Source organism: Enterococcus sp. AZ196, from assembly GCF_050498845.1.
GTDB lineage: Bacteria > Bacillota > Bacilli > Lactobacillales > Enterococcaceae > Enterococcus_A > Enterococcus_A murrayae.
Genome location: NZ_JBIPAM010000003.1, coordinates 1 through 23,742, shown reverse-complemented (window position 1 = coordinate 23,742; position 23,742 = coordinate 1). Strand labels below are relative to the sequence as shown.

The window sequence follows — 23,742 nt, the reverse complement described above, 5'->3', positions numbered from 1 at the left end:
ATGGTACGGCATCCATTTGCCGACGTTGCGGAGGAACGACGCAGGCATCGGTCAATTCGACTGGTGGAGGTACGGAGCCACTAAGAATTGTATGGATAGAGTGCCACCACAAAGCAAATCATTGCGTTTTGAATCAAGGGCTACTGCACCGCAGATGAAGTAATGATTTTATTCCTTTTTCCCCCTGATCCTCACTTCTCTGATTGACGTCGGAGATTTTTTCTCGTTTTGAGTGAAAAAAAGAAGTGCCTTTTCAGGCATCTTCTTTATAAAGTGGTATATAGTTTCTTTCATCCTCTTCTAGGTATTCGATTTCTGTATCGGATAGAACATCATGGTAGTGATTAACAAACACTGTTTTTTCTAATGACACTGGAATATTCATAGAATTGTCGTGGTGTCTAATACGATAACGAAAATAGCCATCAGGTATATTTTCAATTTTTATCCTTTTTTCTAGTGTCCAATAAAATTTCGCTTGCTTCGTGTGGTCGTTGCTTTTTAAATACTTACTGTTATAGGGTTTCAATCCTAATTTTTCCACGGTCATACTATACTCCTCCTATAAATTATTCGGTGCTCACTTTTTACTTGCTGCTGGTTCTTCAGGAAGAATAAGTGAGTATCGTTATTATCTATTCATTAATCGGTCAAAGGTTTTCACTTGGTCAGGACTAACGCCCTTCATTTGCTTAGAAATTAAACGAGGTATAATTCTCTCTAACCAATTTTGATCGGGCACTCGATCTAAAAAAAAGCCGATCGTCGTTAAAATTAGGTCATCTGATACACGTTCAACTAGCCTAACGTGATCAAACGGTGCCCTAGAGGCAACATAGTTCAAAATATTTTCCTCTGTTTGCTCGAATGAGCAGATATATCGCATTGTCCGATTATCATAGACATCAACTAAGCCCATAAATTTCACTCCGCTTCTTTTTTAGAGCAACTCGCCATTTAGCGAGTTGCCGAATGATCTAATCTTTTAGCAGCTCTTCAATATACTTTCTATCGTCTTCGCTGGTAGGATAATAACGTGGTGAGATATAGAAATTGCCATTTTCGTCAATTTCTAATGCGACCTTTTTCAGCCCTTTACAAAATAATAAATAGGCTTTTTCTTCCATTGATTGACCGCTCCGCTCTCGATTAATTCTTGCGTTTTTTCACTCACTACTTTGTTTTGATCTCTCTCCTGCATCTTTTCTAAGCTGATGATCTTTCGTCTTAGCTTCGTGATTTCAGCGCCTAATGTTTTCATTTTAACGGCTGGCTTGGTTTTGTTGTAAGCTTTGGCCTTTTCGTTTTGTTCCTCTAAATCTCGTAACTTATTCTTGAAATACTCCAAATTATTAACGCTTGTTCTTGCGCCTACTGTGGCATAGCTTGATTTGCCAACGACATGAACATCTTCGAGTAATTCGTTCCTTTCTTTAAATTGTTCGACCTTTTCAAGCATTTCAACACGATCTTGTTGCTTTTCCTCTTCCTTTAGCAATGTGATCGACTTTTCATATTTTCGATTCACGTTCTTATAGATATCTGGACGTCCAATAATATTAGGCTGTCCAAATGGAATCCGACCGTGTTTTTTTCTGATCGATTGCTGGTTTTCTTCTTGTTCTGATCGAATACGATTCAGTTTTGATTGTGCCTGTTCTAGTTTATTCATTAGTTTCCGCCCCCCAGTTGGTGTAATACTTGCAGCAATGAACAATATTCTCCGCCATACTTTTGATAGATACGTGTTTTTTTAGTTTCTTCGATCGTTTCATTTTTTTGATCTTCTAAAATGATCTTCAATTCTTTTTTTGTTAAATGAATAGGGTTCTTGTGAATTTTTAGCTCTTTTACTACAGCTGCATAAGTCAAATCTTTCATGTTGGTACCTCCATGTTTTTCATCTTTTTTGGTTTGTGCTACGCATGTTCTAGTCGAAAGGCTGAATTTTTTGCGTTTTGTTGCGAAGCTTTTACCATTCACTAGAAGGTTTTGCAAGGGTCGCTCGCGACAACGCTTGCCCTTGCAAGTTCTTCCAGCGTCTTGTGAGAAACAGGGTGAACGCGCTCGCGCGAAGCTTCGACCTGCTTTCGCAACTAGAAAGCGTGTGAAATGGTAAAAATGTAGCGCAAAACCAAAAAATTCTTTTAAAAAAGGCAATCCTCTTTAGGGGATTGCTTCCGCTTTTGCTCTTAGGTCAGGAGAAGTCAGAGCTATGCTTCGAGTGACCGTCCTTTCAATGGCTTTGTTTTTTGTGGTATCACAAAAATGGCACGGCATCCATTTGCCGACGTTGCGGAGGAACGACGCATGCAGCGGTCAATTCGACTGGCGGAGGTACGTAGCCACTAAGAATTGTATGGATAGAGTGCCACTACAAAGCAAATCGTTGTGGGTTGAATCAAGGGCGACTGCACCGCAGATGAAGCAATGATTTTTTCCCTTATTCGCCTCGATACTCAAATTTGCGACCATTGGTGGATTTCTAGGCGCAAACTTGAGTATCAAAACGAATAGATATTTTAGAACTGTCTTTGTAACCCTCCATTTAAAGGTCTGAATCCTATATATCCAATTTCTGAATAGTGTTCATTTTCCAAATTATGAACGTAAGCCAGACATTCTCCCTCTGATATATCGTGGCGATCGATCAGCCATTCTTTCCTATAGTTGAGATCTTCTCCGTAGCCAGGAACATAGAAAAGCGACAATGTGGGTACCAAATTAACTTTATTAAGAATTCCGAAATACACCAGGCATTTCTGGTCTTCCTCAAATTTTTGAATAATTTGCTTGTGCTGATCACTAAACCAATAGTTCACACCAGTCATGCTGTAACTAAGTAAATTTTCCTCCTTAAATTGGTGAATCGTTTCTCTATGAATGCCCATCATTTCCATTCGTTGAATCGCTTCAATCTTCATTTCTTCTCTATCTATCATTTTTTATTCCTCCAGTATTCCTAATAGGTTAGCTTTCTTCTGGTTTGTTAAAATCACGTCCGCATATTGGGCAGAATTTTATATTTATAAAAGACCAGTCAAATTCAACGCCATTCCTACAAATCGCTAGTTGCTTTCCACCCTTAAAATCTTCAATCTCACAGTGATCACTTTCTGATTCTTCCCAAAGTGGTTTCCTTTCACTTTCGGGACCTGTGCAATGAGGGCATTTGTTTTTATTTTTATTGGTCATCATGGATCTACTCCTTTTTGCTTTTCGTTTTTGCCTTTTTTATTTTTGAGCTACAAGGTCGTTAGACGAAAGGCTGAATTTTTTGCGTTTTGTTGCGGAGCTTTTACCATTCACTATAAGTTTGCAAGGGTCGCTTGCGACAACGCTTGCCCTTGCAAGCTTTTCAGCTTCTTGCGAGAAATAGGGTGAACAGCGCTTGCGCTGAAGCTTCGATCTATTTCGCAGTTAGAAGGTGTGTGAAATGGTAAAAATGTAGCGCAAAACTAAAAAATTCTTTTAATCATGCAATCCTGTGAGGGATTGCTTCCGCTCTTGTTCTTAGGTCGCGAGAAGTCGGGGCTATGCTTCGAATGACCGTCCTTTCAATCGCTTTGCTTTTTGTGGTATCACAAAAATGGTACGGCATCCACTTGCCGACGTTGCGGAGGAACGACGCATGCAGCGGTCAATTCGTCTGGCGGAGGAACGCAGCCACTAAGAATTGTGTGGATAGAGTACCACCGCAAAGCAAATCATTGCGCTTTGAATCAAGGGCTACTGCACCGCAGATGAAGCAATGATTTTTTCTTTTGATCCTTAAAAAAAAACAAAATAGCCGTCTTCTCGTATTTGAGAAGGCGGCTATTTTTAACAATGATGATTTCTGGTGTCGTTACTGTATCCGACTGAGAAATGTTGTTCGCGCAACATTTCTACATGCTAATAGTTTATCATTTGATACTTTTTCTTTCTCTTTAAAAATCGAATGGCAAGAAAATCTTAATCATTTAACTGGCTTTTTCAATACATCCCAACTCTACCCATACACGCATTTGATCGTCAGGAATAAACCAGTCCTTTGCAGCTGCTTGTTCTTGCCACCCATCTTTACCGTCTTTTGAGCGACGAATGAATGGTACACATTCGCCCGCTCGATCGCCTTCTAATAGTTTGAACATTGCCACGTGTGGCTTTCTATTTCCTGATGATCGTTTCACGTTTTATCCCCCTTGTTTTCTAATTCTTTCCGTAATATGGTGCATGGTTTTCGCTTACTCCTGGATCACCGTTGAAATTTTCTTCTGTTGGCAAGCTGTTGTTATTGTTACGCTGTCCGTCACGATTTTGTACGGTTTGCTTTGATTCCAAGAATTCAAAGTGTTCGACATTTACCTCTGTAACGTATTGGGTAATTCCCTGTTGATCGTCGTATTTACGACTTGTTAATTCACCATCAACCAATACCAGCGTTCCTTTTCGTGTGTAATTTGCGAAAGCTTCAGCTCGCTTGCCCCACATTACGCACTGTACAAACGTTGTACGATCGTTCCCATTCTTATCCGGGTGTTTTCTTTTACAAGCCAAAGTGAAGCGTGCAACCGGGGTTCCATCGTTTGAATAATTCAAATCGGCATCTTTCGTTAATCGTCCTACTGGTGTAATATTAATCATTTCATTTTCCTTCTTTCGCTTTTTTTATACGGTAATACCGTCTTCTTTTATTTGCGTAATCATTTTTTCAAGTGTTCTAAAAATTTCTTTGTCAACAGTCATACGACTAATCCATTTGAGGCGTTCTACAAGCTTTCTTTCTGCCTCATTATCAAACGAAGCAATTTTTTCTATTTCTCGCGTCAGGATATGAATTTGTGTCTTTGCAGTCACATCTTCAGGTGGTTTTCTAACCAGTTGATTCAGTTCAATGAGCATTTTTGAGAGTTCCAATATTCCACCTCCTAACTAACTTGTTTTGTCCAAATTTCGTAGCGACTGCGTTCAGATGATATATTCAAGCTTGATTCAAATTCGAAACCCGCTCTAGTTAAGTATTTAGCGAGCATTTTCTCTGGGTAGTTAACCTCAATAGAATCAATATCTTTCAAAGCTTGTGGAAGCTGCTTAAATCTCAATTTGGTACTACCTACCAGTGTCCCGTCTGCCCAAATTGTAAGATTAGCTTGTTTACCGAATACCAATTTATATTCTATTTCCATCTAGTCTCCTCCTTGATTAAATGATTTGGGTGGCTACCTAACACTCTATAAACAGCTTCCGATCTAATAATCTAATTCACCGCGTAATTCTTGCGCACACGATCCACAAACATAACCCACGCCCCAACCTGCATTTGGAATAGAACTCAGATCACACCCGCAATTTTCACATGTTCCGAAATCTTCGACTCCGCTTGTCATGTCTAAATATGCAGACAGTTCTTTCTCCGGCAGTTCATTGATTTCTGAATCTTTGCTCTTTTTGTAAAAAACTACTTTTTCATCATCGACTCTACATGTCATAATTTTTTCGCTAGGAATGAATGTCTCCTCTGCCACGGTGAATTCCTGGGCTACTTGGTAACGATACTCTTCCTTAATTTTCATTTTTTTGCCCTCCGGTTTCCCCTCGATGCTATCGAGGGGATTATTTTTAATTTCTATGAAAATGTCAGATCCAAAATGATTCCTGGTTGTCGAAAAGTTGCCTTTCGACTTTTCGTATGGTGATAGTACCGATAATTTGTAAATAGATAATCAAGCAGCGCGTCCCCGCATGGAATCGGGTACTCTTTTTCAAATTCATCTTGTTCTCGACCAATTACGTCATCTTTGGGGTCTAATTTCAAAACATCGATTCGTTTCGCCATTACTTCTAGTAGATTTTCCCAATCTTCTGAGTCCTTATAGATTTCTTTCCCGTCAATCTCTGCTCGCTCAAAGTGTATCCACATAGCTCTCTCTCCTTGTTTCTCGCCCGAATAAATCGGGCGAGTTCATTTGTTATATTTTTAGAACGTCTGTCCGTTTTCAAGAATCACTAGAGCTTCAGCCATATCGTCTATAGAGTTAAGCATATGTCTGGGGTAGAAACCTGGTTCATTTGTCTTACTCATTAATGTAATCACTTTATCCTTGATAAATGCCACCGCACGAAATTGATCATTTTCGAATATATCGAAACCGTTATAAGTGTCTTGTTCTTCAAGTTCCAAGTAAATTTTTTCAGCTCGTGGATACATGTTTTCTTTTTCTAATTCAAAAACATCTTCATCATAGCTGCAACGTACATAAGTGTTACAACCTTCTAAATACTCACCTTGAACATTTTCGTCTTCTCTGACTTCTCGATACTCCTTGCATAAAATCGTATCTATTTTGGAAAGGTCTAACGATACATCCATTAGTCTCACGGTTATCGACATGCTACCGTAACCAAAATGTTCGACTCTAATCCGAATTTTCCTAGTATCGAATCCATTTTCTTTTAATACCTTTTTTACTTCCTTTGCTGATACAGTCATACCAAACCACTCCCCTAATTTTTAATAAATTCCATGAGCTTCTTCAATTTCTTTCCAACAGCTATCACACATTCCAGAATCAATTTTGTGACTTGACTCTTGTTTCTCGTAACATTGACGACAGTAGCCATTTTCTTCTAGAAAATCTCCAATCTTAACTCTTGCGTTCACGCTTCTTTCCTTTGATCCATAGCGCTTGGTTATTGCTGGAAGATCATCCGAATGTTTCCAGATCCATTTCACCTCTTCAATAGCTTGTGGTAATGTCAATTTCATAACGATCACTCCTAAATTTATTATGATTTTTAAAACCATTTCGGAAGCGTTTTTCAGGAGGCGGAATGTTTTAAAAAAATTTCAATTGATTCAAACTTACATTCGTAGTCTTGAAAAACGTTTGTATGGTTCATTTCGTCTAGCTGTTATCTATCGGCGTGACTTCGTTAAACACTGTAGTCGTTCTGGAAAAAAAGGGAGTGCTGTAGTAGAAAAATTTTGTGATCTTCAAAATATTTCTACGCCCCTTTTTTTGCAGGTTGTTACAGTGTAGAAGTTGGTAGCGTCGGTAGCTAACAGCGCATTAGACGAATGCTCCATACTTTTTTCCAAGTATGAAATTTGAAGCAATCGCTCTGAAATTTTTAAATCTCTTGACCTTGATCTTATGACCTATGTTTTGATCTTAGTCACTTGAACTTTCAGCAAATCAACAAATCTTCCGTAGCGGCGGTGGCGGTTGGAGCGAAGGAAGAAACTCGCATATTTTGAATACAAAAAACCAGTTAAAAGCCTTAATCATAAGGTTTCTAACTGGTTTTATATGGTATAATTATTGGGTAGAGAGTTTATGGCGGTAGCTGATCTGATCGAATAGAAAGTAGGTGGTGCATATGAATGTACTCCCAAAATCTGATGAAAGGAGAAGCACTTTATTGTCAGCATATGAGATAATCCAGACAATCTTTAGCTTTGGTATGTTTGCCATTGCATTGGTTGGCTTGGTTGTTAAATTGCTAAATAACGACAAAAAGTAATCCGTCATAACCTTTAGCCAGGGGCGACGAATTACTTTTTTTCAACCTAAGCTACCGCTTTAAACGGTTCTACATTGAGGGGTTGCTGAAACAACCTCTCTTTACATAGACTATTATACCATAATTTGTAACACTTTGGCACATACAAGATTGTAAATAGACATCGGAATTTCGGGTTTAGCCTATCGGGCTTTGCCCGCTTTTTTGTTGCCACCTAAACAGTGGGGGCGGTCGGCGTGTGGGGGCAACAAAAAAGAGCTGCTCTTTTCATTTTTATTCTTCGAAAGGTATTTGCCGCGTGTATGTTTCCCACTCAACATGAAAGCAGCTTGGTTCCACTTCTTCAGCGCCAAAATGGTACATGCCATTTTTGGCCGGGTGGAATCCAACTTGTATGCTGGTTGCGGCCACAAGATCTTTATTGCTGCTTAATTGTCCTGATATTTTAACATCTGCTTCATGTTCAATGAAATCCCCTCTCTGCTGTATTTGGTGGTTAGTCACTTCTATGATTTCCATATCACTATTTCTCCTGGTTTTTCCATAATTCTTTCACTACAGGAATATTCCCAAGTTCCGTCATATTGCTAGGCATAATGACAGTATTCGTATCACTCTCGACAACTTGTTTAAAGGCTTCAATTCCTAAGTATGCAATCATTTGCTCATTCAAATTACTTTCTGAAATAGCTTTGTTGATTTCTTTGATTCTTGCGGTTTCAGCTTCAGTAATTTTATTGATCCGATCTGCTTCTGCATTGGCATCGATCTTCGTTCGTTCAGCTCGAGCTTCCGCGTCAATTTTCGTTTGTCTCGCTCTCGCTTCTGCATCAATCTGCATTTCAGATGATTTGGCTTCAGATTCTAAAATAACCGATTGCTTTTTCCCTTCAGCAATCGTGATTGATGATTCTTTATCACGGCTTGCCGTAATCAATTTATTCATGGACGTGACAATTTCGTCGGAGACAGAAATTTCACCAATATTGATTCGGTCAATAGATAAACCATAGCCTGCTGTAATATCTTTTACGCTTTCAAATAAGCTCACATTGATTTCTTCTGTTCCATTCAAAACTTCGTTAAGATCCATCTTTCCGATAATTCCTCGTAAGTTGGATTGACAATCTTGGATCATGGAAACAACGGAATTCTCATTGTCATAAACGAATGCCTTCACGTCCGTGACATGATACTTGATAGCTTCGTCAATCTCCACCATGACATTGTCTTTGGTAATCACACTCTGCGGATCTATTTCTAACGGTGTTTGTTTTAACGAAACTTTTGTCCGGACGTTGTACAAGATAGGAATCAAAAAGTGTAGCCCTGGATCTAAAGTTTTGACATACTTCCCGAAACTTTCAACGACTTTGACCTCTCCTTGATGAACGATTATTACCAAACTGAAAATGATTTTTGCCAAGATGACAATAACGATTAGATATAGAATTAAATTAAAAATAAACATGTAGTATCTCCTTTTGATTAATAGGTATAGTGTACCATTATTTGCTACTGCTATCTTTTGAATTTTTTTTATTGCTAAACTTGCTTCATGTGACTATTACAATCACCACAAATGATATTGACTTCTTTAGTAGCACGTACACTCATTCCACATTGATCACATTCGTATTTTCTTGTGCTTGATGAACTTACGGTGACATTTGGTTCTGGAACTCTTGTTTGACGGTGCCAAGAAATTTGTTCTAACCACTTTGTACTCTGGACAAAAGAAAGTAGTTCACTAGACGGTTGTGTAATGCTAAAACCTATCCGGTGATTATAGGTGATAACCAATCCACGCTTTTCTGCTTCTTTCTTAAATCGTTTGTTGTGATATGTTCCACCTCTTGATGTATCTTTGATGTCATTTTCAGCACAATATTGATGAACCATTTCATGAATCAATGTCGCGACAACTTCTTCTATCGGTCGATGTAATGTCTCTGCTCCTAAATTGATTTCGTATCTTTCTACCTGGTCATCTTTCCAAATTCTTTTAGTCGTAAAATGGCCATATGCGCTAGGGGTACTTTGAACAGTAATTACGCTTTTTGAAAGTGCACTTTCAAAATAGTGTTCGTTCAATAAATCAAATGTTTCTTCAAGCATTCTGATTGATTCCGAAAGGTATGATTCTCCTGACTGATCCCAATTCATTTTTTTCATTTGCTTCACCAATTGATTGAAGGATCAAGACGAATGAAGTTGCTTAATTCATCATGAAAATTTTCTGCGGCTACAATGTGTAGTCGATCAAACAATTCGTGATTATCTTCGCCTTCATCTTCCAAAAATATTTCTCTAAAAATGTCTAGCTCTCGTTTGATTTGAGGACTTGGTGTCACATATAGCAAGTGATTGTTTGGTTCATTTTTCAATTCACGAATATACTTTGGAAATATCCCTTCACGATATCGTGTTCTCGATTTTAATGTCAATTCAATTTCAAATGACCAGTCGATTTCTTCTTCATCTTCACCAATAAATCGAACAATGTAATCCGGTACAAAATATTTTCTGCCTTTGGAATTTTCTTGGAAATCTTTTGTTTCATAGACCTGTCTTCGTTCAGACATAATGAACTTTAAATGTGGATGATCCTCTAACAATTTAATCGTCGTTATGAGATAGTCGTTTATTTGCAAATGGTGATCTAAATTATATTCTGGAACTTTGGGAAACGTGTATAATCCTCCAATACTAAGATGACCTTCTTTTGTAAGATAGTAACAAACCATATTGCCATTTCTGTATTTGCCAATTAAATTGTTTTTGGAAAGATAACCAAGAGCCGCATCTACTCTACTACTGTGCAATCTATACTCATTATGAACGAACCATGTAATTTGATTTCTAGAGAGTATTCGCAGCTCATGTAGTAAGTATAAAATGAAAAGCTTTGTCCGATTAGTTTCTGATCCATGCGCATAGAAATTGTATAACAATGGATTCATAAAAATGTCCTCCGGTTCTAAGACAAATAGGCCGGGCCTATTTGATTCTAAAAAAGAGTGATCGATGCGAAAGCGAGATCAAACTCTTTTGCTTTAAAGTCCCTCAAGTTTGAGGGATTTAGGGTGTTGGTCCAACCAGCGATCGGCAATTTGCGAATGCAAAATGGCGGAAAAAAAGCTGGTCAATGTACAAATTGGCTTTGCCAATTTGTTTCCTTGGAAAAGGTGCAGCGTAGTGTTAACTATGCAAACTCTTTTCCGGTTTGAAGTCCCTCGAGCTTTGGCGAGGGATTTAGGGAGTTGTTGCATTTAGCGGCAGCCCTTTCAAGAATTGGTGAAAGGGCGCAGACGCAAGGGATAGTTGTAAGTTTTCTCTTTCAATAGAGGTTGAAAGAGAACGGAAAGAGATAGTTATGAGACCCCCATGATTGGGGGTAGGGGGTTGATCTCTTAATCTTTAAGTACTTAATACTTTTATATTGTTTTTTGTTTTTGTTTTCCAAAATTGCTTTGCTCTCGGCGCTTGCCAAATTCATTCGAAAATCCAAAATTCCTGACCATTTTCTCTCACAAGGGGGTTTTACCCACGTTGAGAGAAAATGGTCAGGAATTTTGGATATGGAGAACGCCTTGAATGGCAAGCGCCGAGAGCTATTTTGGGTGTTTTTGGTTTTACTGGTTTTTTACTGCGGTTTTACTGACCTTTTACTGGGGTTTTACTGTTTTTCCAGCATTTTTTTTACTTCATTTTGGTTCATTTTTCTTTTGTTTTGTTGGCGAACGGCAACAAAACTAGGTACTTCTTTGATGCTTAAAGTCGATAGCATTGAAATCAATTTCTCACGATCTTTTTCACTTCTTGTTTCTATTCGGTAGGTGTTTTTTCTTAACTCTCCCTGCTTTGATTGAAGAATGTCATCAACTTTTTGACATTCAGGACAATCATTTCGTGCAAAATAGATGACAATATCATTATCCTTTTTCGATATGGTTAGCACCTGTGTCAGCGAGTAATCAGTGTAATAATTCCCACGTGGTGTATGCAAGAAAGACACAAAAAAGAAGACGCAAAAGAACAGACTAATTAGAATGACGTTCAGCCACTTTACTTTCATTCGCTTGCTCCTTCTTGATATAAGCTATTGGATTTCGCATGTATACAGCTCGTGGTACTTCATGGACATTAAGCGCTGTGCGATAAACAGCAAACTCCCCCTGGCGTAAATTACGAAACCGGTTAGGGTGAAAATTGAATCGATCCACGTCTCTACGCGTTCCTTTTTCACCTTGCCAGCTGATGTTACCTGCATCAGAATAACCTTCCTCTTGGTTCACAACGTCTGTAACTTCAATATCTTGGTACGTGCCGAATGTTTCACTCCAGTAGTTTACTTCTGACGTTTCATTTGTTTTTCCGACGATAAATGTGTTGACGTTACCGACTAGTTGCTCCTTCAATTTATCCCCAAGTTTATCAATATCGGCCATTGTTTGAGGTGAATAAATGGCGTGTAGTCCGGCACCACGCCCTTTGTTTACAGAATCAATAAACGAATCATTTAGATAGGATGCTGGTTCATCAAAGATAGTAAGAAAATCAATTCTTTCACTCTTTGCATACAAATCGGATGCAAAAAAGTTAACCTCTCCGACAAGCATTTGCGCTAATGTCACAATAAAGTCTTTATAAATTAGACCGTTCAATGACACATAAACAACGTCTCCATTACTAGCAATTTCCTTCAAGTCTAGTGTGTTTTCACTACCTTTTGTATCAAAAAGTTTGCCTAATTCGCTGTCTAAAAGCATGTTGATGTTGGTTTGTAGTGCTTCCGAAGTAGCGTACAAATAAAAAGGATTGTCTTTATGTTCGTAGCGAACAAAGAGCCGTTCGAATAACTTTTTCTCATCCTCAGTCATGGCATCCATGCTGCGTTTGATTAACGAATATAAATCTTCTAGCGATAACTTTTCGGGGTCTAATATCACTGTTTTTGAATTTTCGACCTTCGCTTCACTCTTTTTGTACTTGCTGTGTCGATTGCTTGCCTTGTTTGAATCAGTCTCCTGATTTGCGTCACTTCCTACATTTTTATTCTTCTTTGGACCCGAATCTAATTGAATTTCCAAATCAAAAAATTGAGGATTTCTTTCAGACAACCGATCGATAAATAGGTTCAGAACTTCTCTAGGAATGAGATACTTTTGCATAAATGGCAAGCTTCGTTCGATCTCATGTGTCTTCGAAAATTCATCAAGAAGTTGTACAGTTACCTGCAACAATGCTTTGGATGCCATCGAATAGTAGACACTTTCTGTTTCAGCTAAGTTAGCCAACTTATCCCGAATAGAAATATCATTCCCATATTTTATGGGATTGTAGCGCATGGTTCCTGTGTCCGTAAATGATCTTACTTTCTTGCCATACTTGGCCGCAATGTCTTCCATTGCAGTCAAAGTATCACGTGCGCCTTTCCCATCAATCAGTAGCACTGGAATACCATACTTGATACAATGTTCAATAAAAACTTGTATGAGCGTTGTCTTCCCTCCACCAGTGGTTGCTGGGATTAACGCGTGCTGATTGAGTTCTCTAAAGCCCATTTTGTATGGCAGTCCGTATTCATCTGTACCCAACAAAATTGTCTTAGATAATTCAGAAAGCCGTTCTTTACGAACGACTAAATCCTTAATAACGATGGAAACTTGATACTCGTTTTCGTATTCTTTGACGTACTTTTGCGACTCCTCAAACTTGTTTGCAAGTCGTTTCTGATACTCTTTTGATTCAATAATATCCTTCTGTCTTCTTTCCTTTGAGTAAACTTTTCGCTTTGCAACGAAGCCTGAATAGGCAATCAAAATACTTCCCATGCCTAGTCCTCCGACCGCTAATGCGACGATTGTCTGCGGTCCGAAGGTTAGTACATGGTTAAGATTGTTCAGTGGAAAAAGGATGTAGCAAGATAAATACCCTCGTGGAATCACGAGGGTAAATAGTGCCATGTTGACGACAGCGAGTACAAACGACAATACAAAAAAGTGATTGTTATACCGTTTGATTATGTTCACGTAGTCCATATCATAGATATATTTTTGTTGATCTTTTCGATCAATTCGTTGAACAATAAGTAACGGAATCAACCCAACAATCAGGAATGGATACAGGACAAATCCGAAAAGAATCATTCCCATTAACAGCTGGCGAAACTTACTTTTTGGTTCTTTGTCGGGCTTTTTCTGAGGCGTTCCATACGAAAATAGCCCATCTGAAAATGGATCATTCGACACAAAATCACTCTCCTTTTGGCATTACTTTCTTTTATTTACGGTTTTCGTTTTTACAGTTGTCTTCGTTCTTCGGACAGGAACTTGCCGTGATCGTTTCGTCGTTTTCTTGGTCGACGGCGCGTCTCTTTTTGCCATTCGAGTGATTGGCTGTTGCGTTTCTATCACTTCTTCAACAAGTGGTTCGTCTGTTGCATTGACTGCTTTGGAAACAGCTTTTACGGTCGCCATTTTCTGACGAACAGCTGGTGATCTTCTTGCACTGCTCATACCGGATGATCCAACATGACGAACAGAACCGGTTTGTTTTGGTGACACGTCACTAACAGATTGACGCTGACCGCTGATTTTTCTGGTTGTGCGAGCACTTGATCTCGGCGTTGTCGCCTTGCCTTGTTTTGGTGTCGCCTTTTCACTATCAGGCACACTTTTCTGTCCTTGCAGACGTCTTGCATTCGCTGTAGGAACGTTCTCCGCTCCTGCACGTTTGCTGGATGCACCAGTACGTCTTCGATTTCCTTTGAGTGAATTCCCGGCTTGCTTTTCTTGCAATTCTTGATTGGCTTTTCTGATTGCTTCGCCGGTTTGTGCAGCGGATTTGTCAAGCGGCTTGCGTTGACGGCGGTGCGCTAAATCTTTAGCAGCGTTCTTCTCGTCTGTGCGACTTTGTTCATGTGCCGCTTCAAGTTTCTTCTGCAATGCCTGGCGCTTGCTGTCTGGTTTGTGCTTCGGTCCTTGCGTTTGTTGATTCAATTCTTTACGCAAATTACTGCGTCCTTTGCCTTTTCTTTCATTCGTTTGGTTCAGCCCAAGTTCTTGTTTTCCCCGTTCTCTTGCTTTCTTGCGGTCTTCTTCTAGTTTTTTCTTCCGTTGTTCTTTAGCATCATTTTGTCGCTGTTTCCGTTCCTTCCGCTTCTCTTTGGCATTGTCTCGCATCAGTTTTTGCGTGCTAAATGGATGCGTCGCAAAGCCGACGGCATTTGCTAAAGACATTTGTCCGGTAAACAAACTTCCGAGGAACGTTCGAAAGAAATAGAGTCCGAATGGAGACAGTAAATAAATGAGGATGGTCAGTATTTTTTGCCACGGATTATCCATTGTATTGCTTAGTTGGAATCCATACGATAGGAACGTCGCAAACAAAATACAGGCAAATCCTGCCATACCTTTTAAGAAAATCGTCATAGCCATTGCCATTGCATAGTTTTTGAAGACATTTGAGAATGTCATAAACAATCCATACAACAGTAAAAACGGCAGTATCGGGATCATAAAAACTTGCAAGACTCCGATAATGATTCGAACGAAACACAATACAAAATAGGCGACTGTTTGGATCAAATTGACCACTAAATAGAAGCCCAATTTGAACGCATTCGTGAAGTTATTGTAATGTTGGATCGTTCGATTCTCTAGGTCTTCGGCTTCATATTCCGTCGCTGCCTCGTGGACTTCTTCGCCTTTTTCTGTCGAAACATCATTGTCTAACAATAAATTGATCCGGTCATAATCTTTCTCATCGTACGTAACTTTCTTCTTCCTGATCGTCTCCATGTTGGACGTTCCATAGTTGGCTAGTAAGTAGGGTTCATAAACATTCGTGAAAAATACACGTGTGGCGATCATGTCACCTGCACCTTTTAACCGTTTGTTTGAGTCGTAATTGTCTTTTCCATCTTTTCCCTTTTCCAGAGGTACACTACTGTCGCCTAAAACGGGATTCACACTCACCATTGATGTTTCTACTGCCTTATCAATGGTGAATACGGTGTTGAAAAACGAATCACTTGCAGCGGAATTTCTCAATACCGCTAGACCAGTAAAAATCAGAATCGTCATCCCAAAGAGCCCAAAGGCTTTTTTGAAGTTTTGTTCCCCTGCAAATTTAATAGCAATCGTTAGCGCCACAAAACTAATCCCGATCGTACCTGCGATCGATAACATATTGGTCGCAATTGTCGCTGTCAATGTTTGAATCGGTTTGCGAATAGCTGAAACGATATCCATATTGAAAAGGAACTTCACCATTTCAGTATTGATATTCCCCAATCCTTTTGTTCCTTCCCAAACAAGACTTTTTAATGTTCCTGAAAAGTTGGCAATATATTTTTTTAAGCCGGATACGCCCTCTTTTTCCTTTGTCATTAGATCAAAGGAATTGTCCTTGTACCGCGAATAAAGCGTGTTTGGATCAGTCGTAGCATCTGTTATCTTGACTTCACCTTCCGCTTTCTTCTTTTCGTCGGAATTGTTTAACCGGTTGTCGGTGTGATCCACCTCTGAACCGACTTCAGCTCGTGTCGATAATGGACTCGAGCTGAGAAAAAAGGCACAAAAAAATAGCAGCAACAACGTTGCTACCAGCGATTTCTTTTTCAAATTCTCACCTCCATACGTTAAGAATTTTGTTCCATTGCTAAGGCTGCTTGTGTCGCTTCATCTTCTTGATTGGTCGAAGAGATTGCCGCTAACCAGCTGTCAAAGAGCACATCGATGGCGATCGGTTGGTTTCGGCCCATGTGATCCTGGAATAGACATGTACCCGATTTTAACCGTTCAAACATGGTTAGATTCGCATCGTTGCTATCCATTTCAAAGAAATTCAACACTTTTCTTCGTGCTTCCTCTTGTTTCGGTCTGAAGGCGAATTTGTAAGAAAGCAGTTCTTTCTTATCCTCTTTGTCATAGTCCATAAATGCCTGGGTCACAATGTAGATATCTGTTGCGTTCGCACGCCCTTTTCGAAGGCTGTCGTCAATCAAAAATCTTCCTTGTGCTGTGTCTTCAAATCCTTTGGCCTCATCGAATATGATAGCTGCGTCTTCTTCCTTATTGGTAGAAAATACGTAGGTCAACTTCATGATAACTTCCATGATCGCCATACCTGCAATCTGTTCGGGATTTAGCCTTCCGGCTTCAATTTCGCTTTGTGTAGGAATTTTCAATCCTTGCGTACCAAGTACGTTGATCGGACTTTCAAACTTGATAGGGGTACTATAATCATTCCCAATCAATATTTTTCCTAAGCCCACATTGTAACCAGAAATCAATTTAGCTAAATCTTCATCTTTTTTCCGAATTTCTTCAATCACTTTGGTTAAGTGTTTTTTTCCTCGACCATTGAGAACTTTTTCAACGGATTCTAAAATGATCGTTTTCTTCTTACTTGACGTCGCGCTATCACTATCGACCTCTCCAAAGGCGTTTAACACACTTCTAGCTGTTTGAATAGCCTCGTCTCGTGGTAAGAACATCAGCGGATCAAGCATGCCTCGATACCGTTCCTGGTCAGACAGCGAAATAAAATTTATTCGGTTGTATAGCTCCTTAAATTCTGGAATAAAGCTAAACTTTTCCAACGCTTTTCGGAAGAATAACTCGGTTTCATTTTTGGGATCAACGTATAGTATTTTTTGACCAAAAAAGGTCAACCAAAGGAAAATATATTTGACTAGAACGGATTTACCTTGACCTGGTGGGCCAGTTATCAACGTGTTTCCGTTGGTATGCTGCGCGCCTTCGATTGCCCGCTTTGCCAGGTTAGGCAAAAACCAAACGATTTTACTCGACATAGCCAGGGCTTGTTGAACAGATTTAAATTTCTTAGCCGTTATGATCCGACCAAGCGGAAAACCGTACTGATTTCCGACTTCTTTTTCTAAGTCCATGCCTAAATCTGCTATGTATCCTGTTGTCACGACTTGCTCATAGCTTCGGAATTGGTTCTTACTACCAACGATACATTGATTGAATAGTGTCAACTGATCGGCTATAGAACGATAGATTTTATAGTCGGTCCCATCTAGGACGAACTGAACATCTTTCACACGTTCTTCCAGCTCCTCGACCGTCTCAGCAGAAACAACAAAGGTGATCGTCACCCGACACAATCGCTTTTCTTTGTGCTTCAACTTTTCATTTAAGCTGCGCAACCGTTCTTCCCCGAATAGAACAACCTCGTCGTCATCTAAAACGGCATCGATGTTTCCTTGTTCCTTGTCTTGTTCATCAATCCGCTTTCGCATTTTATGGACTTTCTTTTTATCCTTTTCAGGATGTTCAAAGCGAATCCTCGTATGCGTCTCTATGGAGAAAGAAACGCTGTCTCTAAGGTTTTGGACGAAGGAACTACCGAACATACTTGATGGTGTTTCAATCACGCTTAGAAAGGCTGAATGATGGTTCTTATCAATTTGTTCGATCATAATTGACCCGTTATCATTTGAAATGATCCCTTCGGTCATTTCTTCAATAGTTAAGTCGCGATTAATAATTTTTTGATCGGCTCGATGAAAGAAATAATAGTACATTCTTCCCAATATTTGTGGATCAAGTCGTTCAAGCTGTTTGTAATTCATTAAATCCTCATAGAGTTCACGTTCCATACGCTGCGTAGAGGACAGCAGGACAGATCGTGTTTGCTTCTGACCTGTCAATTTCCGTACAAACGTCGCCGATACTTCCTTGATTAATTCGATGTATTCCAGTGGATTGGCGACTTGAACGGTGTTTGTTAGTTTCACAAACAAGTACGTTGTGTACTTGTTCATCTGTACTTCATCTTCGAGTATTTCTTCTGCTTGTTGAAAATACGTTTCGCCTAAATCCGCGAATTCTCCCTTCACCAATTCATTGATCGTTCGATCGACATGCTCGTTCAAATTGAACTTATTCGGAATATCAACGAGATGATATTCGTACTTATCATGTTCGAACATTCCTTCCCCATCTTCAATATAACCTTTGAAAAACTCCAGGTCATTGATTGGGAATTGTTGATGATCGAGCTTGTAGCCTACCCAAACTTGCTGATCGGTCGTAAATAAGAAGTTCTTGTACATGGCTTCGATTGGAAACTCCAGCCTTGGTTCCTTGTTTATTCCTAATGGCACGTAATCACCACTCTTTCATGTGATTTAACAATTATGAGCGAAAGAACCCTTTAATTAATTCTCTTAATTTCCCCTTTGTGAGTCGATTTATGAGTAAATACAAATCAAAAAGGAGAACAATTGGAATCACAATGAGGTCTTTCTCTATTGTTGGTATCAAATCAGGTCGCCCATATACTATAGAACATAGTAAAATAGCTGGTAAATTCAATAATACTAATACATTAGCTCTCTTTTTGTTCATATTCAGACTCACTTTCTAACACCAAAGTTGGTAGCTGAGTTTCACGATATATTGGAGAATAAAACTCAAAAATGAGCCCTAAAATAGAGACTTCAAAATCATTTCATTAAAATCAATTAAACGTTGTAACTTGCGGTGATCTGACTCAGGATCAACCATGTTTACAGAGTGTTTTTCTATTCTCTCTTTTATTACCGTTCTAACTGGAATAGATGTTTGCTCTAAAATCTCTACTAGTCTTCTTATTTCTTTATAGTAAATTCCTTTTTGATAGAAAGGAATTTCCATGCAGAATAGCAGTAGTTGGAGTTTATCAGCGTCTCTCTTTTCGCTCATGATGTTTTGTCCCACTTCCCTTTTCGCCTCGAATACGTCACCTTCTGCTTATAAAAAGGTACGAGCATTTCATGCTCGTACCTTTTATTTTTGTTCTGAAAATACGTTCCCCGACCAAAGATGTAATCAAGGAAACTCTTATTATCCCACTTCAAAGAAAAAAGCGTCCAAACAAGGACGCACAATGCTGCTAGAATAATCATCCAATAGTTTATAAAAAGCGATTGAAGAAAGCTAATCTTCAGTAGAATACTTGCACCAATGATGATAAGCAGCAACACTACAAAAATCCCTCCAACCGCTAAATACTCCATTCGTAATCCATTAGGCGCAAAGGGTATCGGTCTTCCGTTTGGAAATGAATATATCTTGTTCGGCTGCTTAAACTCTTTAGTGTAATTGTATTCCATAATAGATTACCCCTTGATTCAATTTGTAGACTAGCTTCATGAGCCACTCTCCAACAGCAGTTGCATTCCCTAAAATCAAGATAAACATGATTAGTACAAATATACCAGCGACCGAGAAGATGGCTCTTGCGAACCCTTGTGTCGCTATTGCACCAATAATTAAACAAACGCCCACGATAGCAAGTAAGATAATCGCTTGCGTTGAAAAATTATCCCACAATGGTTTTAAATCAATCATTCTTTCACTCTCCATTCATTTTAATGACGAAGTAACTTTCTTTTGTTGGCTTAATAACCAATTCAAAACCGGAAGTGAAGGAGCTGCCTTCTTTGTAATAAAAGCTGAATGTCCCTCTTGCGTGGTACATGCCTTTTCCATCTACAATCAATGTTTTGACATCGATGTTTTCGAGTGTGGCATCCTCCAATCCTTTGACATTGGAAATCAGACCTAGTTTTTCGTCATTTGCTGTATACAGCTCAAAGAAACTTCTGATAAATTCGTCGAGTTTATCTTTTTCAGTTCCTTGTACATCCTCACCTGTTGTTATAAAGCGCGACTCATTAAAAGCGACTTTGTTTTTTGATTCACTGACCGTCGTGTTGGTAAACTGTGGACGATCGATCAGCTTTAATTCGCCGTACTTGTAGCAAACCGGTAAGATGATCTGCGCTTTTTTCCAGGTATCGCCTTCAGTAAAGCGAACATCATAATACAGACGATAGAAATGCTCTTTTTCACTGACCGTAATGGCTTTGATGAATTTGATCTCTTTTGCATTTCGATCGATTCTTGTGTTAGAAAAGCCTAAATCGTCGGCACTCAATCCGACAGAAAGATACGGTGTGATTCCCTCTTTCCAAGAATCTTCTTCATCTGCCTTTTGCGTCTGCGTAAACAGTTTTTCAATGACGACTTCGCCCTCGTACCTCATTTGTTCGGTAGCTACTAAGCCTTTATTCACGTTTTCAATTAATTCGGTTTTATTGACCTGTTTACTCATTGCAAGCCGCGCCAGTGTGTCCGTGCGTCCGAAAGTTAGGAGGACCACGACACACATAATCACAAACAGAAAGACGAAAAGACCAGAAAAAATGTTCATAGCCGTTCTTGGCGCAAAACGAATCGCGCGTGTATTTTGCGGCTCTTTTTCCTGACCAGAAAAAAAAGACTCGTCTTTCCCGTCTTTTTTCTTTTTCTTATTCTGTTTCCCCTTTTTTTGATTTTTCATTTGAACAGCTTGCGGATTAAACCCGTTTGGTCTCTCAGTCACTAATTAATGTCGTATCGCTCGATAAGTGTTGGGGGCACTTTATCTGCGATAATGACTTCATTTACTGCAATTGAAGCTCCTTCTAAAAAGGCAAGGGCTTCTTTGTAGTTGCTTTTAGACACTTTAATCTGTGACTCCACCTGTTCAAAAAACAAGCGTGATCCCACTTGGTATTCTTTGTGGTGAATCTTCCACATTACAAAAATAGCAACTTGGATCGCTGGCTTTTGTTGCTGAAAACTTGATGAATAGGCAACTTTTTCAGTTGATCGTTGTTCCTGGTGTTGTGTCTCATTTTCCATGTACATTTATCCTCTCTCAAATATTTTTCGATACCATTTGTACTTTCTTTAGGGCAAACAGATAGAACTTTTCAATGATCATCCGTTAGCAAAACCACAATCAATGCCTTGAATAGCTGCCAAAACGCTGAAAATATGAAGCCCCATAGGATCATCTTCATTAGAATGGGAACCATAGCTATTAAAAATGATAGTAATAAAACAGTGACATTCAAAAGCCATTGAGTAATGTTAAAAATTTGTGTCAATTTTTTGACCTCTTTTCTGGTTTCGCTCGTATTTCCTCTTTGCTACTCACTTCAGCAACTCTACTGCTACACCACTACCTAGATTTTTTAGTTCTGTGACCTTCTTGGTGTTAATGTCGTAACTGACCAGGAACATGGCACGGCCTTTCTTCATGGTATCTGCGGACATGCCACTCTCATGTTCTTCTACTACGATGCCCTTCATTTCACCTTCTTGAACACTTTTCGAAAATACGTCAATGTATTCCAATTTTGAAGTGACGCCGTTTGAGTCCGAGTAATTCCGATTATCTCCCTGAAATTGGTTTTTCAGTTCGTCAGAATAGAAATTCTCGGCTTGCTTCTTCTTTTCACCGTAATTGCTTGGCGAAAAATTAATCAATGTTTCAAACAGTTCTTTCACCGTTTTTTCGTATTCTTGATTCAAGTCAACGTCTTTTCCCGTGTTTATCAGCTGTTTTTCCATCTTAGCGACTTGTTCGCGATAGTTGGACGTTGATTCGTTCAGTTCTCCTTTGTCAGTCTTTAACTGGTCATTTTGGGCTTTTAGAACAACGAGTTTACTCTCTACTGTTTTGACTTCCTTCTTTTGCTGTTGGGTGTTGATTGCAAGAAAGACAACCCCAATTAACAAAAGAAAGGTTGTTATCCACGGTATCATTGATTTATTCATAGCTCCCTCCTACTTCATAGCTTCTTTGGCTAGACTTCCGATTCCTGATCGAGCATTTGCACTGTTGTTTACCTCATTGGTTAAAACAACGATCGCAAACGGCTTATCACTAAATACGATGCCGATATCATTTTCTACGCTTCCAAGTTCACCGGTCTTGTTTGCCACTGGAACGCTGATCTTACTTGGTATTTTGGTTTTGACCTGCTGACGCTTCATAGTATCTAACATGGTCGAGTAAGGCGCTTTGCCTTTATTCTGATAGAGCTTTTTCAAAAATGACATGGTGTCATTGAGAGACGTTAGATTTTCATTTCCTGAAGCGAGCATTTTTCGATTCAATTTTGTATTGGAATAGCCCTTTTCTTTGAAAAACTGATTTAAGGTGTCCATTCCGATATGATCGATCAACATATTCGTCGCATTGTTATCACTGACTGTAATCATTTGCTCCACTAGACTGCTGACGGATTGACCGCCTGCACTTTCATTGATCCGTCCTTTGTCATAAATGTATTCCATGATAAATACTTTGATAACGGAAGCGGATGTCATTGGAGAATTGTAGTTATTGGATACGTATTTTCCATTGTTGAAATAGTAAATTCCATAAGCAACCTTGCCCGCTGAACTGTTCAATGTCTTCAGCGCACTAAAATTCCCTTTTTGAGCCGTTGATGTGGACGGCGCGCCTACTGGTCGCGCAAAACAAATGTCAAAGGACATCAAGTAGCCAAAAGAAGTATCGGTTTGCCCTTCATGAACCGAATCAGATCCATAACCGCCTTGCTCAATGATTTTTGTCGTATTTCCGTGCCAATCTTCTGTAAGAATCGCGGTGTGGCCATCTTTCCCTACACCGGCACCCATATTCGCAATAATGATATCTCCTGCTTTCGCTTCACTTGCTGGTATCTCTTGAAGGTATTGCTTTGCTCCTCTGGCATCATCTGCCATACTTCCAGTAAACCATCCCATATTTGGTGGCATTTTATACCCTGCTTTGTTTAAAGCCAGCCAAACAAAACCGGAACAGTCTGTTCCACCTGATTTGTTGGGGTTGTTTAAATCTCCAAGGTCTGGCGACGGATGTTGTAATTTGTAGTAGAACCATCCTAGGAAACTACGTGCCGCTTCTAGGATATCGCCTCCACCAGCACTGATCGTTTCGCAACCGTCTTCACTCGCACTTTGTTGTTGTCCTTCTGCCGCTGTCTCTAAAACGTTGCTTGTGACCGGATCACTGGCACCAAACTTGGCGTACCATTTGTCTGCACGCGCGTTTCGTTCAGCAGAAAACCATTGCTCCGGGTTTTGGCTTAATCCTTCAAACCACAACAACCATTCATGCTGGGCTTCGTGCACGTCAGTTAATTGAAGAGCGGCCTTTGCTTTGGCATAATAGGGATTTTCCAGTTCTTGTTTTAAAAATTCCAATTGCACGCCCAAATTCGACATATCTTTGCCCTTTTCGGCGGCGAATTGTGCTAGTGCTGTCTTTCTTCCTCCAAGCCATTGAGCAAGCCCATAGGCGCCACTTGATGGATTTTCGATGGCTGGATTAAATCCCCCTGATTCAAAATCTAAGCAGCCCATTGGTCCAGTG

General features: G+C 39.5%; 30 protein-coding genes and 1 pseudogene. 1 reads left to right on the top strand and 30 read right to left on the bottom strand.

What is annotated here, in order from left to right; translation table 11 throughout:
• Positions 1-253 precede the first annotated feature (253 nt).
• The 14 genes and pseudogenes from IGI67_RS25385 to IGI67_RS25320 form a co-directional block, all read right to left on the bottom strand.
• Positions 254-550, bottom strand: coding sequence for an LPD28 domain-containing protein (locus tag IGI67_RS25385; RefSeq protein ID WP_429959858.1), 297 nt, complete (start codon positions 548-550; stop codon positions 254-256).
• Positions 551-631: 81 nt separating this feature from the next.
• A complete protein-coding gene (locus tag IGI67_RS25380; protein ID WP_429959857.1) occupies positions 632-919 on the bottom strand; it encodes a hypothetical protein in 288 nt (95 codons plus the stop codon).
• A 58-nt stretch (positions 920-977) separates the two neighbouring features.
• Positions 978-1,672 (bottom strand): annotated as a pseudogene (locus tag IGI67_RS25375) (hypothetical protein).
• On the bottom strand, positions 1,672-1,881 hold the full coding sequence (locus IGI67_RS25370) for a hypothetical protein (RefSeq protein ID WP_429959856.1): 210 nt from the start codon (positions 1,879-1,881) through the stop codon (positions 1,672-1,674). Before IGI67_RS25370 ends, IGI67_RS25375 begins: the two are co-directional and overlap by 1 nt.
• A 641-nt stretch (positions 1,882-2,522) precedes the next feature.
• Positions 2,523-2,942: a hypothetical protein gene (locus IGI67_RS25365; protein ID WP_429959855.1), complete on the bottom strand. Its 420-nt coding sequence runs from the start codon at positions 2,940-2,942 to the stop codon at positions 2,523-2,525.
• 28 nt (positions 2,943-2,970) lie between these two features.
• On the bottom strand, positions 2,971-3,198 hold the full coding sequence (locus IGI67_RS25360; RefSeq protein ID WP_429959854.1) for a hypothetical protein: 228 nt from the start codon (positions 3,196-3,198) through the stop codon (positions 2,971-2,973).
• A gap of 764 nt (positions 3,199-3,962) precedes the next feature.
• Entirely contained in the window at positions 3,963-4,172 is a 210-nt protein-coding gene (locus IGI67_RS25355; RefSeq protein WP_429959853.1) for a hypothetical protein, read from the bottom strand.
• 19 nt (positions 4,173-4,191) lie between these two features.
• Entirely contained in the window at positions 4,192-4,626 is a 435-nt protein-coding gene (locus tag IGI67_RS25350; protein ID WP_429959852.1) for a single-stranded DNA-binding protein, read from the bottom strand.
• Positions 4,627-4,650: 24 nt separating this feature from the next.
• Positions 4,651-4,899 carry a hypothetical protein gene (locus IGI67_RS25345; protein WP_429959851.1) on the bottom strand — a complete coding sequence of 83 codons (249 nt, stop codon included), beginning with the start codon at positions 4,897-4,899 and terminating at the stop codon, positions 4,651-4,653.
• Positions 4,900-4,910: 11 nt separating this feature from the next.
• A complete protein-coding gene (locus tag IGI67_RS25340) occupies positions 4,911-5,168 on the bottom strand; it encodes a hypothetical protein (protein ID WP_429959850.1) in 258 nt (85 codons plus the stop codon).
• Positions 5,169-5,231: 63 nt separating this feature from the next.
• On the bottom strand, positions 5,232-5,555 hold the full coding sequence (locus IGI67_RS25335) for a hypothetical protein (protein ID WP_429959849.1): 324 nt from the start codon (positions 5,553-5,555) through the stop codon (positions 5,232-5,234).
• A 53-nt stretch (positions 5,556-5,608) separates the two neighbouring features.
• Positions 5,609-5,902, bottom strand: coding sequence for a hypothetical protein (locus IGI67_RS25330; RefSeq protein WP_429959848.1), 294 nt, complete (start codon positions 5,900-5,902; stop codon positions 5,609-5,611).
• A gap of 57 nt (positions 5,903-5,959) precedes the next feature.
• Positions 5,960-6,472 carry a hypothetical protein gene (locus tag IGI67_RS25325; protein ID WP_429959847.1) on the bottom strand — a complete coding sequence of 171 codons (513 nt, stop codon included), beginning with the start codon at positions 6,470-6,472 and terminating at the stop codon, positions 5,960-5,962.
• Between the two features lie 21 nt (positions 6,473-6,493).
• Positions 6,494-6,748, bottom strand: coding sequence for a hypothetical protein (locus IGI67_RS25320; RefSeq protein WP_429959846.1), 255 nt, complete (start codon positions 6,746-6,748; stop codon positions 6,494-6,496).
• A gap of 614 nt (positions 6,749-7,362) precedes the next feature.
• Here IGI67_RS25320 and pepG1 point away from each other — a divergent pair.
• Entirely contained in the window at positions 7,363-7,506 is a 144-nt protein-coding gene (gene pepG1, locus IGI67_RS25315) for a type I toxin-antitoxin system toxin PepG1 (protein ID WP_429959845.1), read from the top strand.
• Positions 7,507-7,779: 273 nt separating this feature from the next.
• Here the strand turns inward: pepG1 and IGI67_RS25310 are convergent, their stop codons facing one another.
• From IGI67_RS25310 to IGI67_RS25235, 16 genes are all read right to left on the bottom strand, one after another.
• Positions 7,780-8,025, bottom strand: coding sequence for a hypothetical protein (locus tag IGI67_RS25310; protein WP_429959844.1), 246 nt, complete (start codon positions 8,023-8,025; stop codon positions 7,780-7,782).
• A gap of 4 nt (positions 8,026-8,029) precedes the next feature.
• Positions 8,030-8,977, bottom strand: coding sequence for an SPFH domain-containing protein (locus IGI67_RS25305; RefSeq protein ID WP_429959843.1), 948 nt, complete (start codon positions 8,975-8,977; stop codon positions 8,030-8,032).
• Positions 8,978-9,051: 74 nt separating this feature from the next.
• Complete coding sequence (locus IGI67_RS25300; RefSeq protein ID WP_429959842.1) at positions 9,052-9,681, bottom strand: SprT-like domain-containing protein; 630 nt, start codon at positions 9,679-9,681, stop codon at positions 9,052-9,054.
• A 5-nt stretch (positions 9,682-9,686) separates the two neighbouring features.
• On the bottom strand, positions 9,687-10,469 hold the full coding sequence (locus IGI67_RS25295) for an ArsR family transcriptional regulator (RefSeq protein ID WP_429959841.1): 783 nt from the start codon (positions 10,467-10,469) through the stop codon (positions 9,687-9,689).
• A gap of 716 nt (positions 10,470-11,185) precedes the next feature.
• Positions 11,186-11,584, bottom strand: a complete 399-nt coding sequence (locus tag IGI67_RS25290) for a hypothetical protein (protein ID WP_429959840.1) — start codon at positions 11,582-11,584, stop codon at positions 11,186-11,188.
• Positions 11,550-13,760, bottom strand: coding sequence for a type IV secretory system conjugative DNA transfer family protein (locus IGI67_RS25285; protein ID WP_429959839.1), 2,211 nt, complete (start codon positions 13,758-13,760; stop codon positions 11,550-11,552). The genes IGI67_RS25290 and IGI67_RS25285 overlap by 35 nt, the downstream gene beginning before the upstream one ends.
• A gap of 21 nt (positions 13,761-13,781) precedes the next feature.
• Positions 13,782-16,136 carry a CD3337/EF1877 family mobilome membrane protein gene (locus IGI67_RS25280; protein ID WP_429959838.1) on the bottom strand — a complete coding sequence of 785 codons (2,355 nt, stop codon included), beginning with the start codon at positions 16,134-16,136 and terminating at the stop codon, positions 13,782-13,784.
• Positions 16,137-16,153: 17 nt separating this feature from the next.
• Positions 16,154-18,649 (bottom strand): ATP-binding protein, encoded by a 2,496-nt coding sequence (locus tag IGI67_RS25275; protein WP_429959837.1) that lies wholly within the window; start codon positions 18,647-18,649, stop codon positions 16,154-16,156.
• A 322-nt stretch (positions 18,650-18,971) separates the two neighbouring features.
• The gene (locus IGI67_RS25270; RefSeq protein WP_429959836.1) at positions 18,972-19,229 is read right to left on the bottom strand and encodes a hypothetical protein; all 258 of its coding nucleotides are present in this window, start codon (positions 19,227-19,229) and stop codon (positions 18,972-18,974) included.
• Complete coding sequence (locus tag IGI67_RS25265) at positions 19,226-19,639, bottom strand: TcpE family conjugal transfer membrane protein (RefSeq protein WP_429959835.1); 414 nt, start codon at positions 19,637-19,639, stop codon at positions 19,226-19,228. Before IGI67_RS25265 ends, IGI67_RS25270 begins: the two co-directional genes overlap by 4 nt.
• Positions 19,620-19,877 carry a hypothetical protein gene (locus IGI67_RS25260; protein WP_429959834.1) on the bottom strand — a complete coding sequence of 86 codons (258 nt, stop codon included), beginning with the start codon at positions 19,875-19,877 and terminating at the stop codon, positions 19,620-19,622. Before IGI67_RS25260 ends, IGI67_RS25265 begins: the two co-directional genes overlap by 20 nt.
• 4 nt (positions 19,878-19,881) lie before the next feature.
• Entirely contained in the window at positions 19,882-20,871 is a 990-nt protein-coding gene (locus IGI67_RS25255) for a conjugal transfer protein (RefSeq protein ID WP_429959833.1), read from the bottom strand.
• Positions 20,872-20,912: 41 nt separating this feature from the next.
• Positions 20,913-21,215 carry a hypothetical protein gene (locus IGI67_RS25250; RefSeq protein WP_429959832.1) on the bottom strand — a complete coding sequence of 101 codons (303 nt, stop codon included), beginning with the start codon at positions 21,213-21,215 and terminating at the stop codon, positions 20,913-20,915.
• Between the two features lie 71 nt (positions 21,216-21,286).
• A complete protein-coding gene (locus IGI67_RS25245; protein ID WP_429959831.1) occupies positions 21,287-21,463 on the bottom strand; it encodes a hypothetical protein in 177 nt (58 codons plus the stop codon).
• Positions 21,464-21,509: 46 nt separating this feature from the next.
• Positions 21,510-22,136, bottom strand: coding sequence for a hypothetical protein (locus IGI67_RS25240; RefSeq protein WP_429959830.1), 627 nt, complete (start codon positions 22,134-22,136; stop codon positions 21,510-21,512).
• A gap of 9 nt (positions 22,137-22,145) precedes the next feature.
• A partial coding sequence (locus IGI67_RS25235) for a phage tail tip lysozyme (protein ID WP_429959829.1) occupies positions 22,146-23,742 on the bottom strand: 1,597 nt, incomplete at its 5' end.

Bases quoted from the DNA above. Each gene is read 5' to 3' on its own strand.
- IGI67_RS25385 (WP_429959858.1), bottom strand. From the start codon at position 550: ATGACCGTGGAAAAATTAGGATTGAAACCCTATAACAGTAAGTATTTA.
- IGI67_RS25380 (WP_429959857.1), bottom strand. From the start codon at position 919: ATGGGCTTAGTTGATGTCTATGATAATCGGACAATGCGATATATCTGC.
- IGI67_RS25370 (WP_429959856.1), bottom strand. From the start codon at position 1,881: ATGAAAGATTTGACTTATGCAGCTGTAGTAAAAGAGCTAAAAATTCAC.
- IGI67_RS25365 (WP_429959855.1), bottom strand. From the start codon at position 2,942: ATGATAGATAGAGAAGAAATGAAGATTGAAGCGATTCAACGAATGGAA.
- IGI67_RS25360 (WP_429959854.1), bottom strand. From the start codon at position 3,198: ATGATGACCAATAAAAATAAAAACAAATGCCCTCATTGCACAGGTCCC.
- IGI67_RS25350 (WP_429959852.1), bottom strand. From the start codon at position 4,626: ATGATTAATATTACACCAGTAGGACGATTAACGAAAGATGCCGATTTG.
- IGI67_RS25340 (WP_429959850.1), bottom strand. From the start codon at position 5,168: ATGGAAATAGAATATAAATTGGTATTCGGTAAACAAGCTAATCTTACA.
- IGI67_RS25335 (WP_429959849.1), bottom strand. From the start codon at position 5,555: ATGAAAATTAAGGAAGAGTATCGTTACCAAGTAGCCCAGGAATTCACC.
- IGI67_RS25330 (WP_429959848.1), bottom strand. From the start codon at position 5,902: ATGTGGATACACTTTGAGCGAGCAGAGATTGACGGGAAAGAAATCTAT.
- IGI67_RS25325 (WP_429959847.1), bottom strand. From the start codon at position 6,472: ATGACTGTATCAGCAAAGGAAGTAAAAAAGGTATTAAAAGAAAATGGA.
- IGI67_RS25320 (WP_429959846.1), bottom strand. From the start codon at position 6,748: ATGAAATTGACATTACCACAAGCTATTGAAGAGGTGAAATGGATCTGG.
- pepG1 (WP_429959845.1), top strand. From the start codon at position 7,363: ATGAATGTACTCCCAAAATCTGATGAAAGGAGAAGCACTTTATTGTCA.
- IGI67_RS25310 (WP_429959844.1), bottom strand. From the start codon at position 8,025: ATGGAAATCATAGAAGTGACTAACCACCAAATACAGCAGAGAGGGGAT.
- IGI67_RS25305 (WP_429959843.1), bottom strand. From the start codon at position 8,977: ATGTTTATTTTTAATTTAATTCTATATCTAATCGTTATTGTCATCTTG.
- IGI67_RS25300 (WP_429959842.1), bottom strand. From the start codon at position 9,681: ATGAAAAAAATGAATTGGGATCAGTCAGGAGAATCATACCTTTCGGAA.
- IGI67_RS25295 (WP_429959841.1), bottom strand. From the start codon at position 10,469: ATGAATCCATTGTTATACAATTTCTATGCGCATGGATCAGAAACTAAT.
- IGI67_RS25290 (WP_429959840.1), bottom strand. From the start codon at position 11,584: ATGAAAGTAAAGTGGCTGAACGTCATTCTAATTAGTCTGTTCTTTTGC.
- IGI67_RS25270 (WP_429959836.1), bottom strand. From the start codon at position 19,229: ATGAGCGAAAAGAGAGACGCTGATAAACTCCAACTACTGCTATTCTGC.
- IGI67_RS25265 (WP_429959835.1), bottom strand. From the start codon at position 19,639: ATGGAATACAATTACACTAAAGAGTTTAAGCAGCCGAACAAGATATAT.
- IGI67_RS25260 (WP_429959834.1), bottom strand. From the start codon at position 19,877: ATGATTGATTTAAAACCATTGTGGGATAATTTTTCAACGCAAGCGATT.
- IGI67_RS25255 (WP_429959833.1), bottom strand. From the start codon at position 20,871: ATGAAAAATCAAAAAAAGGGGAAACAGAATAAGAAAAAGAAAAAAGAC.
- IGI67_RS25250 (WP_429959832.1), bottom strand. From the start codon at position 21,215: ATGGAAAATGAGACACAACACCAGGAACAACGATCAACTGAAAAAGTT.
- IGI67_RS25240 (WP_429959830.1), bottom strand. From the start codon at position 22,136: ATGAATAAATCAATGATACCGTGGATAACAACCTTTCTTTTGTTAATT.